10 protein-coding genes and 1 pseudogene are annotated in these 15,102 nt (G+C 48.2%); 5 read left to right on the top strand and 6 right to left on the bottom strand.

Annotation, left to right across the window (positions count from 1 at the left end):
- Positions 1–37: 37 nt before the first annotated feature.
- Positions 38–1,255: pseudogene (locus KME11_10505) on the bottom strand (esterase-like activity of phytase family protein).
- Between the two features lie 352 nt (positions 1,256–1,607).
- On the bottom strand, positions 1,608–2,402 hold the full coding sequence (locus tag KME11_10500; GenBank protein ID MBW4515644.1) for a hypothetical protein: 795 nt from the start codon (positions 2,400–2,402) through the stop codon (positions 1,608–1,610).
- A gap of 56 nt (positions 2,403–2,458) precedes the next feature.
- Between KME11_10500 and KME11_10495 the strand changes: the two genes are divergently transcribed.
- Together KME11_10495 and panB are read left to right on the top strand one after the other, a co-directional pair.
- Positions 2,459–3,619, top strand: a complete 1,161-nt coding sequence (locus KME11_10495) for a metallophosphoesterase (protein ID MBW4515643.1) — start codon at positions 2,459–2,461, stop codon at positions 3,617–3,619.
- Position 3,620: 1 nt separating this feature from the next.
- On the top strand, positions 3,621–4,403 hold the full coding sequence (panB, locus tag KME11_10490; protein ID MBW4515642.1) for a 3-methyl-2-oxobutanoate hydroxymethyltransferase: 783 nt from the start codon (positions 3,621–3,623) through the stop codon (positions 4,401–4,403).
- 93 nt (positions 4,404–4,496) lie between these two features.
- Here the strand turns inward: panB and msrP are convergent, their stop codons facing one another.
- Together msrP and KME11_10480 are read right to left on the bottom strand one after the other, a co-directional pair.
- The gene (msrP, locus tag KME11_10485) at positions 4,497–5,471 is read right to left on the bottom strand and encodes a protein-methionine-sulfoxide reductase catalytic subunit MsrP (protein MBW4515641.1); all 975 of its coding nucleotides are present in this window, start codon (positions 5,469–5,471) and stop codon (positions 4,497–4,499) included.
- 717 nt (positions 5,472–6,188) lie between these two features.
- Entirely contained in the window at positions 6,189–6,506 is a 318-nt protein-coding gene (locus tag KME11_10480; GenBank protein ID MBW4515640.1) for a DUF3155 domain-containing protein, read from the bottom strand.
- Positions 6,507–6,922: 416 nt separating this feature from the next.
- Between KME11_10480 and KME11_10475 the strand changes: the two genes are divergently transcribed.
- Positions 6,923–8,218 (top strand): GAF domain-containing sensor histidine kinase, encoded by a 1,296-nt coding sequence (locus KME11_10475; protein MBW4515639.1) that lies wholly within the window; start codon positions 6,923–6,925, stop codon positions 8,216–8,218.
- On the opposite strand, the gene KME11_10470 is transcribed toward KME11_10475, so the two are convergent.
- Positions 8,170–10,317: a sensor histidine kinase gene (locus tag KME11_10470; protein ID MBW4515638.1), complete on the bottom strand. Its 2,148-nt coding sequence runs from the start codon at positions 10,315–10,317 to the stop codon at positions 8,170–8,172. The two genes, KME11_10475 and KME11_10470, sit on opposite strands and share 49 nt — an antisense overlap.
- Positions 10,318–10,380: 63 nt before the next feature.
- Here KME11_10470 and KME11_10465 point away from each other — a divergent pair, with 63 nt between their 5' ends.
- Positions 10,381–11,172: an SAM-dependent chlorinase/fluorinase gene (locus KME11_10465; protein ID MBW4515637.1), complete on the top strand. Its 792-nt coding sequence runs from the start codon at positions 10,381–10,383 to the stop codon at positions 11,170–11,172.
- A 181-nt stretch (positions 11,173–11,353) separates the two neighbouring features.
- The gene (gene pruA / locus KME11_10460; protein MBW4515636.1) at positions 11,354–14,320 is read left to right on the top strand and encodes an L-glutamate gamma-semialdehyde dehydrogenase; all 2,967 of its coding nucleotides are present in this window, start codon (positions 11,354–11,356) and stop codon (positions 14,318–14,320) included.
- A 43-nt stretch (positions 14,321–14,363) separates the two neighbouring features.
- Here pruA and KME11_10455 read toward each other — a convergent pair whose 3' ends face one another.
- Positions 14,364–15,032, bottom strand: coding sequence for a Uma2 family endonuclease (locus tag KME11_10455; GenBank protein ID MBW4515635.1), 669 nt, complete (start codon positions 15,030–15,032; stop codon positions 14,364–14,366).
- Between the last annotated feature and the right edge of the window lie 70 nt (positions 15,033–15,102).

Genomic DNA, 15,102 nt, shown 5'->3' with positions numbered 1-15,102 from the left:
AAGACACGGTGCCATCGCCTTTAGCCGGATTCGCCTGCAACCCAAAGTCATTATCGTTAAGCAGCACGATCGCCCCACTCTCGGTTACGGCTAAACCTTCCAGCTTCTCAACTCCCGTATAGCCGAGCATTGCAGCATTCGTTACCAATCGCTTACTGACTGACTGCAAGTCGGCATTCTGCAATTCGGTGGTGTTCAATTGTTCGATCGTCTTTCCGGCTGGAATCTTGGTGAGGTTCGCAACACTGTTAATATTCGTTGCACCTTTCAGGTCAATCTCGTAAATCAGCTTATTCGCATCGGTGCCGCCCCGGTCATCTCGCTCGGCTACCAAAAACTTACCGTCGCCTAACGCCACTGCATCCCCAATTTTGTCGGTTCTGGCGGTGCCACTACCGCTAATGTCATCTAGCCGATAAAGATATTCCCCCGTAACAGCTTGGGTGTTTACATCAAATTCCAAAATTCTCAAATTCTGTGAGGCGCGAGAAGTGGTGTCCGCCGCTGAATCAGGATTATCGATCGCGCTCTGAATAAATGCGTACAGCTTTGTGCCTTCTAGCGCCACCGCCTCAAAGCCTCGGTTAGTGCGTCGCTGAGCATACACTTCGGGCAAAGCCGCTGTGCCAAACTCGCCGCTACCCGTGGGCGTGCCTTTAGGAATAAATCGCTCAATTAGCTGCCCCGTCCCGTCAAAGTGATAAATCGCTGGGCGATATTCATCCACCATCCAAAACGTGCCGTCAGCCGCTACGACAATACCTTCTAAATCTGCGCCCAAAGGATCATTGGCAAGACGATTACCAAATAAATCGATCGGCACTTCGTCGGTATAAGCCGTTCCGGCTGCGCCACTTTGCAGGTTTGGCAATCCGGTCAGCGCTGTTCCATTGGGGCGCTTCAAGCCAATTCGTTCAGTGATGGTAATTTGACCCGTCGTGCGATCGAGTTCAAACCGCACCAATTCGGGCTGGAAGTTGGGTAAGGCAAAAGGGCGCTCGCTGCCCGGAATGCTGGGAATTAAATCTGTCGGTTCGCCATTGGGGCCGCGATCGGTATGGGTAATAAATTTGAGATTGCCGTTGGCGGCTTTACCTTCATAGTACAAGCCCGAAAAGCCGCCTAAAGTAATTTCTTGTCCGGATGTAGTCTGGTTATTATTACTAGGATTAGTAGTGGCAGTCGTGCCCAAGCTAGGGCGATCGCTCCACTCGTAAGTCGTTAGAACCGGATTAATCAGCGTAAATTCTGACATAGTGACGTTCTGCTCTCTAGCGCGATAGATGATAACCTTTGCAAAAAGCGGAGTTCAAGGGCGATCGCCAAGCAACAGATGCACGCAAAAATTAAATCTAATCGAGAGCTGCCCAGTGAACGCATAAGAAATCAAAGAAGAATGGCTCTTCAATCGAACCTTATTTCCTAGAACCCACCTCTGCAAAGTACCATTCCCTTACCTAAGGGGGTGAGTCTTCTGGAATACAAGGGCATTAAAAAAGCACAAAACTTCCGGGCTGTGAAACCTGAGAGGTCTGCTAAATCTTTGAGGACAGCTAAACTTTAAAGGGCTGCGAAATCTTAAATCTGCATCTTAAATCTGCGAAATCTTAAATCTGTAGCTCCCGCCGCAACACCACCATTTTGGAACCGACTACCGGACTTCTTGCCAATTGCTTACCTGCGGCATCGGCAAGCTCTAACTGGCTGAACTTGAGTTTGAGCGATCGCTTCCACAACTCATTCGCTAACTGATCCTGCTGTGCCGAAGCCAGCCCGTACCAGCCGTCTCCCAGTTGCACGGCCAATCGCTCCTTGTTCAAGTTCACCCGCACCCCGTCAATGAGTTTTGGCGCTTCTAGATCTGATACGTCCAGACCTGATGCATTCAGCCCTGCCGCATAAGGTTCTGCCACTTCTACAAGCTGATTTTGAATGACTGCCAGCTTTTTGGGGTCAAGTGGAGGAGCTTTAGAATCGCGGGCAACCACACCAGCCGGAGGAGCTTTAGCAACCGTTGGACGGCTAGGAAATAGTAGCGAAGTGGCTAACCAAAAGAAGAACACCGAAAGCGCGATCGCCCCACTCGTCATCATTCGATCCGTCAATCTATCATTCCAGGACTGCGGCAGAATGCCCCGAATCTTCGGCAGAATCGCTTCCCACCCGCGCTGTACCTTGGGCTGAATTACATTCCACCCTGATCTGACTTGCTTTCCCAACTGCACCACCGTTGACCCAATGGTGATTACCAGAGATTGCGCCGTTTGCCAGAACTGCTTCACTTTTTGCAGCGTAGAGCTTTGGGTCGTGGCTCTGGTAGGCGCTTTGGAGGAAACCGGAGCGACCGATGGAGACGGTTCAGAAGGCTGAGGGTCAGGAGAAGGCGTGTGATCTTGAGTCATGGGTGCGAATGTTCCTGCTATTTTAGGAATGTCTGAAGTTTACTACACCAATGATTATGGGTTTCAACCGTCGTCAGTTTTTACTTTTAGGGGGAGCATTTGGCGGCGTGGGTCTAGCGCTGGCTGCCCAACGATTGTTGGCGATTAATAGAGCTTCTCAGGATTCAATCCCGTTACAGAAGTTACAGAATGTAACAAGCACTCCGATCGCCCAAAGTTCTCCCACTTCAGGCATTTTCAATCCGCCCAGGGGCGATGCGCGAATTGTTGTGATTAGTGATCTCAACAGCCAGTACGGCTCCACCGACTATGAACCCGAAGTGGATCAAGCGATCGCCCTGCTCTCGACCTGGAAACCCGATCTGGTTCTTTGCGGCGGCGACATGGTTGCGGGGCAATCTCCCTCCCTCTCCATCAGCGAACTTGAGGCAATGTGGGCAGGGTTTGATCAGCACGTTAGCGCCCCGATGCGGCAGGCTAAGATTCCCTACGGCTTTACCTTGGGCAATCACGATGCTTCCGGGGCGATCGCCACTGATGGCGGCTTCCTGTTCAACAAAGATCGAGATGCAGCCTCTGCTTATTGGAACGATCCGAGCCACAATCCAGGCATACAGTTTGTCGATCGCACTGGGTTTCCCTTCCACTACACCTTTCAGCAAAACGACATCTTTTTTCTGGTGTGGGATGCTTCAGCCGCAAAGATTCCTGCGGCGCAAATTGCTTGGGCAGAAAAAAGCTTAGCCAGCAGCACCGCACAGTCGGCAAAACTGCGGATTGCCATTGGTCATTTGCCGCTCTACGCCATCACCGTGGGGCGAGATGAACCCGGAGAATATTTAGAAAAAGCAGAAGAACTGCGATCGCTCCTCGAACGCTACAAAGTCCACACCTACATCAGCGGTCATGACCATGCCTACTATCCAGGACACCAAGGCAACCTAGAGCTTCTCCACTGCGGTATTTTAGGATCAGGAACACGCCCTCTACTCAACGGCGATTTGCGTCCACAAAAAACGCTTACCGTTGTCGATGTCAGCCTCTCTCAAGCCGACACAACCTACACCACCTATGACATGGCAACTCTAGAGTTGATCAATCAGCAGCAGCTTCCTAAACTGATTGCCACTCCTACCGCCAAAGTGTTGCGCCGAGATGTTGAATGGGCATCACTCACACCCGCAGAACAAGCGCTAGAGTATACGCCTAGCTACTAATATGGCAATTACCACACAGCAACTGATTCGCTTCAAAAAAGAAGGACGAGCGATCGCCGTTCTCACCGCCTCAGATTATCCTTTTGCCCAGATCCTCGACCAAGCCGGGATAGACGTAATCTTGGTGGGCGACAGCTTGGGCATGGTGACATTGGGCTACGAAACCACGCTCCCCGTCACCCTAGACGAAATGATCCACCACGCCAAAGCCGTCCGCCGAGGCGTGAAACATGCCCTCATGGTGGTAGATTTGCCCTTCATGACCTATCAAGAAAGTTCAGAACAGGCAATGCGATCGGCAGGTCGCGTCATGAAAGAAACCGGAGCACAAGCAGTCAAGATAGAAGGCGGCTATCCTGACATGGTGACCACGATCGCCCGACTTGTACAAGCGGGTATTCCAGTCATGGGACATCTAGGGTTAACGCCTCAGTCAGTGCATCAGGTCGGCGGATTTCGCCAGCAAGGGCGATCGCCAGTAGGAGCAGAAAAAATGATAGAAGAGGCGATCGCCCTGGAGCAAGCTGGATGTTTTGCGATCGTGCTCGAACATATTCCCCCAGAACTAGGGCTGCAGATTAGTCAAAAGCTAACTATCCCCACCATCGGCATTGGCGCAGGAGCGCAATGTGATGGGCAAGTTCTCGTCACTGCCGATTTGCTGGGCTTATCCGACTGGCAGCCCTCGTTTGCCAAAGTCTACGTCAACCTGCGAGAAAGCATCACCCAAGCCGTTCATACCTTTGGCAGCGAAGTGCGCGAACATCGCTTTCCCGAAGGTTAAGTCGCCCTTCAGGGTCGGGCTTTAGGGTCGGGCAAAGCCTTTGCATCAAGATTTTAGAAACCTAGGCTAGATCTAGATGCAAACACCTTGACCCTACGCATACAATTGCGCCACGTATTCTCCATAGCCGTTATAAAGTTGGCTGGGCACTTCTTTCCACTTAAAATCAGGGCCCTCCGCGATCAAGCGCTCCTTCTTCTGCGACCAACGAGGATGGGAAACATCGGGTTCTACATTCGACTCAATTTTGTACTCACCTGGGCTGATGGTATTCCAGTAGGTCGCTGGCTGGGTTTCAACAAACTCAATTTTGACGATCGACTTTGCCCCCTTAAACCCATATTTCCAAGGAATCACGGCTCGGATGGGTGCACCATGCTGTTTAGGGAGCGATCGCCCATAGTTGCCGATCGCAAAAAACGCTAACTCGTTTGCCATCTCGTCCACCCGCAAACTTTCAACATAAGGGAAAGGCAAAAACTGAGAAGGCGGAAAGCTAGGACCCTTCATGATCTGAGCATCATAAAAAGAGGTGAACTTAACAAATTTTGCTCTAGCCGTCGGCTCCACTTGCTTCAAAATAGCGTTCATTGGAAAGCCTAGCCACGGCACAACCATTGCCCAAGCCTCCACACAGCGAAACCGATAAACCCGTTCTTCCAGCGGAAAGTTTAATAAATCATCTAGATCATAGACTTTAGGATTACTAACCAGTCCACTGACCTCAACTTTCCAGTTGTCTAGTGGCAGAGCTTGGGCATTTTGCCAAATTTTCTTAGTCCCGCCAAACTCGTAAAAGTTGTTGTACGTGCCTGCCAAAACTTCGTTGGTAATGGGACGTTCTACCTTCGCAAAAGCTGGGTTCAAGTTCGCTTTAAGAGCATAAGTCCCAAGAAAAGGGGTTTCTGCTGCGGTAGGCTGTTTTTGGCACCCTATAAGGGGAAGAACAGACCCAGCAATTCCTGCACCGATTAGCCCTTTCAAAAAATTTCTCCGGTTATGAAAAGCCGTTTCAGAAGTAACCTCAGACTCAGATTGCCAGGGTTTAGGAAGATGAATAAAAGCCATAGCTAAAAATATAGTTCGTTACTTTTTTTAATATAAACGGCAGAGATAAAGCCTGGATGAAATTAAGCTAAGAGATTTTAATTAACTTAGAAATCGACTCCTTCAAAATCTTGGTAAGGCGCTTTAGCATTTTGAAGCAAAGCAATGTTTAGGGTAAGCTAAAATACTTTTGAACAAAAAGAATTTGTTGAACCAAACTTTATTCTGAATTGTCGGTTCAATTTTTGTTAGCAAGCAGATCACAATAGCCTTGTCTTTTTCACAGCGTTAAAAAACAAAAAGTTAGAGAATCCTCAAAAAAAGGTTGGACTTTAATCCAGTTCAGTTGTTTCTAGGGGTAGAACCGTAAGGTAAAGCAATTATTAAGAATTGTAAGCGATCGCCCCGCCTTCCCTCAGAAGGTAGAGGACAACTGAATTGAGTTATTTTATGCTAATGCGATCGTTGCTAGAGCAAAGGTTGGTTACTAAACTTCATCAAAAAAATCAAAAAAAAGGCGAAGTCTGTTGTGGACTTCGCCTTAATCTTAAGATTTCTCTAGTTAGAAATTAACTGTCTAACTTTTTCCTCCTATTCCGACCTGTAAAAGAATAAGCGCCACCCTGTCAATGCTATGACAGAGCTTAATCTTCCAAATAAGTCTGAACATTCACCTCAGGACTGTAGAGAGTACGCCTTCGGAACAGATCTGAGATGACTCTTTTCACTTACAAAATGTCAGCGAACGGAGGCGGTTGTCAGTAGCTCTTCTGCTTCATCTTCAGGAACCCGCAGACTGGGGAACAGAAAATGATTTTCTTCAACATATTGTGCACCAAATAAACCCTTCTCAGCCCAGAAGTACCGATCCGTGGTATGTTCGTTGCGTTTCACTAGGAGTAAGGCTGGTGGCAAAATGCCTTCAGCTTGGATATACTTCCTAGCGGCAGTAACAGGCTTATCTTCACCACATTCAATACTAAACTGAGGTACCAACTCCAGAATTCTGCGTCCTTCTAGTCGACGACGACTTTTCCGCTTGCGTCTTCTTGCCAACCCTGTTACCTCCTTACTACACTGCTATTGTAATCCTAGTTACCAAAATGACTAAGACTTGAAAGAGTATATAGGCTTGGCTCTGGGATTTCAACTGTCTTTAAATTTTTGATACAGAATCTAAAAGAATTTCATGGGTTACTTATTTTTTTGCAAAATCTTACTTTTAGTGAAAACAATAGAGTCAGTTTGACGCAAAACTTTGAGCCGTTAGAGTATAGAAAACTATCTCAATTCAATCAATATAATCAGTAGAGTTAGACCCAGTAACATTAAGGGTACGGATAATGACAAGCTCTATGACGATCTGTCTTTAAAGACAGTAATATTTAAGATTAAAACCTCTAAGATTAAGACTTCAGTTAGGTCAAAACCTTAAAGTTGATGTTCACGTTTTCCTAGATTGCTTTATGCTCATGCCTGCTAGCGCCGAATTTGTTGCTCTTTGTCAAGCACAGGTGACTCTGCTGACACAAAGTTTAGGTGCTGCGCTAAGCATTATTTACCTCACTGAAGAACTGACTGAGGTGGCAGATGCCAAGCTGATTCCGGTAGTGGCTTATCCTGAAGCGATCGCCACCTGGGACGAAGACCAAATCCTTTCACTCCTCTCCCGCCGACAACGCCGCAGTAAGCCCCGTCTCCTCTCTGCTAAAACTGTCCCTTCTGACGATCCTGCTTCATTAACCGCTTTGTCAGCCTCCAGCGCAAAGGCTCCGTCCTTACCGCTAGAAGCTGCTGAAAAAGCCATGCTTCGGCAACAGCAGCTTGTTTTGCCGCTGATTCATGAAGACACAGTCATGGGTTTATTAGTGACAGCGCGCTCTGACCGGGCATGGAGCGAGGCAGAGCAAACGCAACTTAAACAAGTTGCCCAGACATTGGCAGTCGCGTGCGTGTTAGATCAGCGATCGCAATGGATGACGCAAGACCTGCGCCAACAGGAAATGCTCTGGGAACAACGGCAAGATTTGTTTGATGATTTGCTGCATCAATTTCGCAATCCGCTGACGGCGCTCCGGACTTTTGGCAAGCTACTCATGCGTCGCCTTCAGCCTGGAGATACCAACCACCCGGTCGCTGATGGTATTGTCCGCGAAAGCAATCGCCTGGAAGACTTGCTCAAACAACTCGACATTGCCGCCGACTTAAATGACCTCATCCTGCCCGCCCAACCTGCTTCTGTGGCACTATTGCCCGAATCGCTGACAGGCGCAGCGTGCCAACTCGAACGCCATGCCATTATCGAAGTTTTAGAACCCTTGCTAGAATCGGCAGCAGCGATCGCTCAAGATCGTCAACTCACCCTGCAAAGCAAAATTCCCTCCCTGCCGCCTGTTCAAACTGACGTAAAGATGTTGCGCGAAGTCCTCAGCAACTTGCTCGATAATGCCTTAAAGTACACCCCTGCTGGGGGCGGAGTGTGGGTGCAGGTAGAAGATCAAAAGAAAATGCAGGCGATCGTCATTGCCGATACAGGTGCCGGGATTCCCCCCCAAGATTTGCCTCGTTTGTTTGAACGGCACTACCGAGGAGTCCAAGCTAAAACCACAATTCCAGGCTCGGGGCTGGGGCTGGCGATCGCCCGCGAACTGCTCCACGCCATGCAAGCTGACCTCGAAATTTTTAGCCCTGCGCCCACCTGTGGTTTATTGCCTGCCGACTATCCCATGACTGGCACCGCAGTAGTAGTTTGGCTGCCTTCAGCCTGAAGCGGGATCGTAATAATAAACTCAGTGCCTTGACCTGGCTCGGAAATGCAATCTAATGTTCCGCCATGTTTTTCAACAATAATTTGCCGACTGATGGAAAGTCCTAGTCCGGTTCCTTTACCGACAGGTTTAGTGGTAAAAAAAGCATTAAATAGTTTAGCTTTCGTCGCCTCATTCATTCCCCTCCCGTTGTCGGCAATACTGATGACCACGCAGTTTACCTGGGCTTGTGTAGAGATATGAATGGCAGGTTGTAAATTTTTTTGAGAAGCATCCTCTTCCAAAACGTCAATGGCGTTCGCGAGAAGGTTCATAAAAACTTGGTTGAGTAACCCTGCATAACAGTTAACTAGAGGTAAATCGCCGTAGATTTTAGTCACCCTAATCTCAGACCGATAGGATTGGGTCGTTAATCGATGCTTTAAAATTAGCAGCGTGCTATCCATGCCTTCATGAATATTCGTCGGTTGCATGGAGTCATCTAACCGCGAGAAATTTCTTAAGCTCACTACAATTTCTCGAATGCGCTGAGTTCCTGTTTGCATAGAAGCAATCAGCTTGGGGAAGTCTTCTGCAACGTAGTCTAGTTCGATCTTTTCTAAGTGCTGCTCAATGACAGGATGAGACGGGCTGTGTTTTTGGTAGAGGGCAATCGCCACCAGCAGATCTTGAGCATATTTTTCGGCATAGTCTAAATTGCCATAAATAAAATTCACAGGATTATTAATTTCATGGGCAATTCCCGCCACCATTTGTCCTAAGCTCGACATCTTTTCAGTTTGTACTAGCTGAGACTGAGTTTCTTGAAGGTTTTCTAGAGTTTTTGCTAACTCTTCTGTCCGTTCTTGCACTCGTGTCTCTAGCTGTTCATTGTTTTCTTCTAGAAGCGTAAAAGATTGGTGAAGTTGACGAGCGACTTGATGAACAGTGTCTATCAAAATACCCAATTCATCTTGGGCTTGATTAATAGGGGGCAAAGAGTCTATGGTTTGGTGGGCGATCGGGCTTAAACGTGACAACCTTTCGGCATCGGCAGTTCTTAGATGATTGCACTCAGCCAAAATAGGCTGGAGTCTTCTATTTAAATGCCAAACAAACATAGAGACGACCAGTAGGAGAATCATCCCCGCTCCACCTGCACTAACCGCCATATAAACTAAGGCAGGTCGCAAAATAATGCGCTTGGGTACCACTGCAATCATGAGCCAGTCAGTGCCCTTTACCCTTTGGTACGCCCATAAGTTTCCATGAGAATTAATTAATCCTTGGCTTTCGCTTTGAGCCGCTTGCCACACTTCTTCTAGCTCTGGAACTGCTTTATAGTCTTGCTCCTGCGTTTTAGCCCGATTAGGGGGATAGCTGAGCAGCTTTCCTTCTTGGCTTAAAATAGCAAAGTAGCCTCCTTGAGAAAGCACAGGAATGTTCGTGAGCTTTCCAATGGCAGTCACATTAATATCTGTGCCTATTACACCCAGCATTTTTTTCTGATTGTCGTAGAAGGGATACATGAAACTGGTCATGGTCACGCCGTACCAGTAGTAAGGCTCAGTCCAGATGCCCTTTCCAGAGGTTGTAATACTTAGGTAATAATCCTGGGTGGGATAGTTGTCTTCGGCAAACAGTTCTGTATATCGAGTGCGGTTGTTAGGGGCTGGCAGTAACTGACCAACTGTTGTTGGAAGCTCTTGATCAGCAGAAAAGTAATGCCATATCCATTGGCGATCGGGCATGAGTTGGTAGGGCGTTTGCCCAGCGCCGATCGCCATTGTTAAATTGGGGCGTTTTTGAAAAAACTCGAAGGTTGCTTGTTTGTAAGCCGCTGCATCTGTAATTCCTAACGCTTTCATTTGTTGAAGCGCTACTCCAAAAGCGATCGTATACGACTCTGCTTGGGTAATTTGTCCCTCAACTAACCCGACTTGGGTATTGAGCCGACCCATCATTTCATCCTTAGCTCTATTTTCTAATGCCCGATAAAACAGGTAGGAAACGCTGCCCAAGGCGATCAAAGTAGCCCCTAAGACTGAGAAAAATAATTTTGCCCCAACAGAATGTAATAATCGGAAGCGAGGCTGCGCCAGATCAACAAATTTAGTCATGAGGGCAGATATACAAATTAAGAGACTGGTCGCCTTATCATTCCCAAATCTCTTTTTGAACTAATGGAATCTCCACGCATCTTGACTCTACTCAGCGACTTTGGACTCAATGATGTGTATGTGGGCGTGATGAAAGGCGTGATTGCCCAAGTCAACTCTCTGCTGAAAGTCGTCGATCTAACCCATCAAATTGAGCCTCAAGATGTGATGGCGGCACAGTTTAATTTGATGAATGCCTATCCTTTTTTTCCTGCCGATACGGTGCATGTGGCGGTAGTTGACCCAGGGGTAGGCGGTAAACGCCGGGCGATCGCCCTTCAGCTAACAGATGGTTTTTTGGTGGATCCCGACAATGGGCTTTTCACTGGATTACTATCTAATAGAGCGATCGTGCAGGCGGTAGAACTCACTGATTCTCATTACTGGCGCAATGCTAACCCCAGCAGTACTTTTCACGGGCGCGATATTTTTGCACCTGTGGGTGCCCATCTAGCAAGTGGCGTGGCGATCGCTCAACTGGGAGCGGCGATCGATCCGGCAACGTTAGTGCAGTTACCTATCCCAGTCTGTACTGCTACTCTTACAGGCTGCACAGGTAGCGTTCAATATATCGATCGCTTTGGCAACGTTATTACTAACATTCCCGGTCATTTTATTCAGGGAAAGACCTGGTCAGTCCTTGTGGGTAAACGCACCATTCCTGGTTGCCGCACCTATGGAGAAGTTCAACCGGGTCAGCCAGTAGCACTCATTGGCAGCCATGGCTGGGTTGAAATCGCAGTGAGTAACGGCAATGCCCAGTATCAGCTGCGACTAACTTGGGGTAACGAAGTTCAAGCGGTTTTCGGCACATAAAGCTTGAAAGCTTACCGCATACCGCATACTTCTTCTGAGATCTAAAGTGTTCAGGCTCTGATAGAACAAGCTCTGACAGAACAAAAATTGCTTCGCCATTACCTCACAATGGCTTCACAATGGAAGATCGGGGGGTGCTCATTCCCTGAACTGCTGCTCGACACAAGAGGTTTAACAAGTAATGGTTGCGCAAATTTCTGAAACTTACGAAACTCAGACTCAGGCGATCGCTCGGCGGCTGTTATCTGCCACCCGCGAAAACCGCTCATTCTTTGCCCAAGTGCGCGATCAAATGCGCTGGGACGACAAGCTGTTAGCTTGGACAATGGCGAATCCTGGGCTGAGAGTACAGCTTTTTCGATTTATTGATTGTTTGCCCGCGCTCCATAGCAAGGCTGAAATTGCTCACCATATGCAGGAGTACTTGGCAGATGAATCAGTCGAGTTGCCCAATGCCCTGAAGAGCCTATTGAACTTCACTAATCCTGAGTCTTTACCCGGTCAAGTAGCAGCTACTACGGTTTCTACAGCAGTGGAAACATTGGCACATAAGTACATTTCTGGCGAAGATATCAAGCAAGTTATCAAAACTTTGGAACAGCTTCGGAAAGACAAAATGACCTTTACGGTTGATTTGTTAGGAGAAGCTGTGATTACTGAAGTAGAAGCGCAGTCTTACCTCGATCGCTACTTAGAAATGATGGAGCAGTTAACGGTAGCCTCTCAGCGGTGGTCGAAGGTAGAGGCGATCGATTGGGCGGAGGGTGAATCCCTGTCAAAGGTACAAGTTTCGGTGAAGCTAACCGCATTCTATTCTCAGTTTGATCCATTAGATGAGGCAGGTAGCCGTGAACGGGTGATGGAACGAGCGCGTATATTGTTGCGTCGTGCTGGAGAACTGGGTGCAGCCGTTCACTTTGACATGGAGCAATACGCCTACAAAGACTTGACTATTTCTATCTTGAAACAGCTTTTGATGGAAGATGAGTTTCGCAGCCGCACAGACATTGGAGTAACGCTGCAAGCCTATTTGCGCTCTGGGCAGCAAGATTTAAAAGGATTAATTGACTGGGCAAAACAGCGAGGGAATCCGATTACAATTCGGTTAGTCAAAGGAGCATATTGGGATCAGGAAACCATTAAAGCGGCGCAGCGGGATTGGGCAAAACCTGTGTTCTCTCAAAAGGCTTCGACCGATGCTAATTTTGAGAAAATGACGCGGATGTTATTAGAGAATCATGATTATTTGTATGCAGCGATCGGTAGCCATAATGTGCGATCGCAAGCCTATGCGATGGCGATCGCACAAGAGCTAAAAATCCCCCGTCGTCACATTGAACTACAGGTTCTCTACGGCATGGCAGACAAGCTAGCAAAAGCGTTAGTTGAACAAGGCTATCGAGTCCGGGTTTATTGTCCCTATGGCGAACTGATTCCAGGGATGGCGTATTTAATTCGTCGTCTTTTGGAAAATACGGCTAATAGTTCTTTCCTACGACAAAATTTAGAAGAGCGTCCGGTTGAAGAATTATTAGTTATTCCTACTCTAGAAGCAGAAGAAGTCCCTTCCCACAGCATTGCTTTTCAGAATGTGGCGGATACGGATTATTCAACCTTGGGGGAACGCGATCGCGCTCAAAAAGCATTCCAAGCCGTTCGCCAGCAGCTTGGTAAAACCTATTTACCCCTGGTGAACGGCGAACGAATTAATACGAGCGATCGCATTGATTCGGTCAATCCTTCTAATCCATCTGAAGTGGTTGGGCAGATTGGATTACTCAGCGTCGAGCAAGCGGAAGAAGCCATTCAAGCGGCAAAAGCAGCATTTCCGGCATGGCGAAAAACGCCGCCTCAACAGCGGGCAGCGATACTGCGAAAAGCAGCAGACTTGATGGAACAGCGACGGGCAGAACTCTCGGCTTGGATGGTGCTGGAAACGGGTAAACCTTTGGGGCAGGCTGATCCAGAAGTGTCAGAGGCGATCGATTTTTGTCGTTACTATGCCGATGAAATGGAGCGGCTTAATCAAGGTTATGCCTACGATCTTCCCGGTGAAACCAACCGCTATCATTATCAGCCGTTGGGAATTGTGGTCGTTATTTCTCCCTGGAACTTTCCTTTAGCTATTCCGACAGGCATGACTGTTGCCGCGCTTGTTGCAGGTAACTGCACGTTACTCAAACCTGCTGAAACTTCGTGCGTGATTGCGGCAAAGCTGGCAGAAATTTTGGTGGAAGCGGGAATGCCAAAGGGCGTGTTTCAATATATTCCGGGTAAAGGTTCTACTGTTGGCGCGCACCTGGTCAAACATCCGAACGTTAACATGATCACCTTTACGGGTTCTCAGGAAGTGGGCTGCCGCATTTATGCCGATGCGGCGATCTTGCAACCGGGTCAAAAACACCTCAAGCGCGTAGTCGCAGAGATGGGCGGCAAAAATGCCATTGTGATTGATGAGAGTGCGGATCTCGATCAGGCGGTACAGGGAGTAGTGTACTCAGCATTTGGTTACAGCGGTCAGAAGTGTTCTGCGTGTTCGCGGGTAATTGTCTTGGAGAGCATTTACGAAGCGTTTGTGACACGATTGGTAGAAGCCACGCGATCGCTCAACGTGGGCGTTGCCGAGCATCCTAGTACTCAGGTCGGACCTGTGATTGATGCCACGGCACAAAACCGGATTCGGGCATCGATTGAGCAGGGCAAATTAGAGGCAACGGTAGCGCTCGAAATGCCTTCTCCTGACGTTGGATATTTTGTTGCGCCCGTCATCTTCAAAGACGTTCCGCCCACGGCTAAGCTGGCTCAGGAAGAGATTTTTGGGCCTGTCTTGGCAGTGATCAAAGCGCAGAATTTTGACGAGGCGATCGCCATTGCTAACGGCACAGATTACGCGCTGACGGGCGGGCTATATTCGCGGACTCCTTCCCACATTCAACGGGCAGAAGCCGAGTTTGAGGTCGGAAATTTGTACATTAATCGCACCATTACAGGGGCGATCGTATCGCGGCAACCCTTTGGCGGCTTCAAGCTCTCTGGCGTTGGCTCGAAGGCAGGCGGCCCCGATTATTTGCTGCAATTTTTAGAACCGCGAGCCATCACTGAGAATGTTCAGCGACAGGGATTTGCACCGATTGAAGGAGCGGAATAGCGAGAATGTATAGGGGAGGATATTTTCTAAAAGAGGTATCCTCCTATGTTGCCAACTGCTGAGAAAACCACAGTGCTGCATCGGTATTTGCTTCTTGATCAAGACGTTCCAGAGTTTGTTCCAATAAGGCGATCGCCAACCCTGCAAATGCTTCAGAAGTCTCACTTTCGGCGTAGCTGCCATCCGCTTGCAGCAGAAATGCCAAAACCTGTTTTCCCCGCACATCGATCACCCAATATTCAGGAATTCCTAGCGCTGCGTAAAGGTGCTTTTTGCGATCCAAATCATTTGCTAGCGTCGTATCAGACACTTCACCTACTAGCGCTGGAAGTCCTGCTTTATCTAAGTTAACGAAGCGCCGTTGTCCAGGTTGCCAGCGGGGTGGCGGTTCTCCCAGATAAACGACTAGATCAGGAGCGCAGGCTTTATGACCTGTTTTTTCAAGTTGGCAGCGCCCCAAAGAATGAACTTGCCGCTCTGGATATTTCATTTTCCAACATAAGATTAGCATCGTAAACAAATCACAAACACTTGAATGATTAAGTCCTTCTTCGCCCATTTCAGTCCACATCCATCCTTCATCAAAAAATATACGAATGCGCTCAATGCTTGGGTCATCACACAGGGTAAGATAGTCAGCCCAAGTTGCGCGTTGTCCTTGGGAAGGGCGATCGCGTTGTGGGAAAGTTGCTTTGACTGGGGTGTGAGTCATGGAGATCACCTGAGTGCCACTTGCTTTATTTTACCGTCGAATGATGTGCTGACTGCCTAACCCTTGTGGG

It is taken from the genome of Timaviella obliquedivisa GSE-PSE-MK23-08B, assembly GCA_019358855.1.
In the GTDB taxonomy this organism is placed as follows: Bacteria; Cyanobacteriota; Cyanobacteriia; order Elainellales; family Elainellaceae; genus Timaviella; species Timaviella obliquedivisa.
Note: the sequence above shows the minus strand (reverse complement) of the source record. Positions and strands in the feature narration are given on the sequence as shown.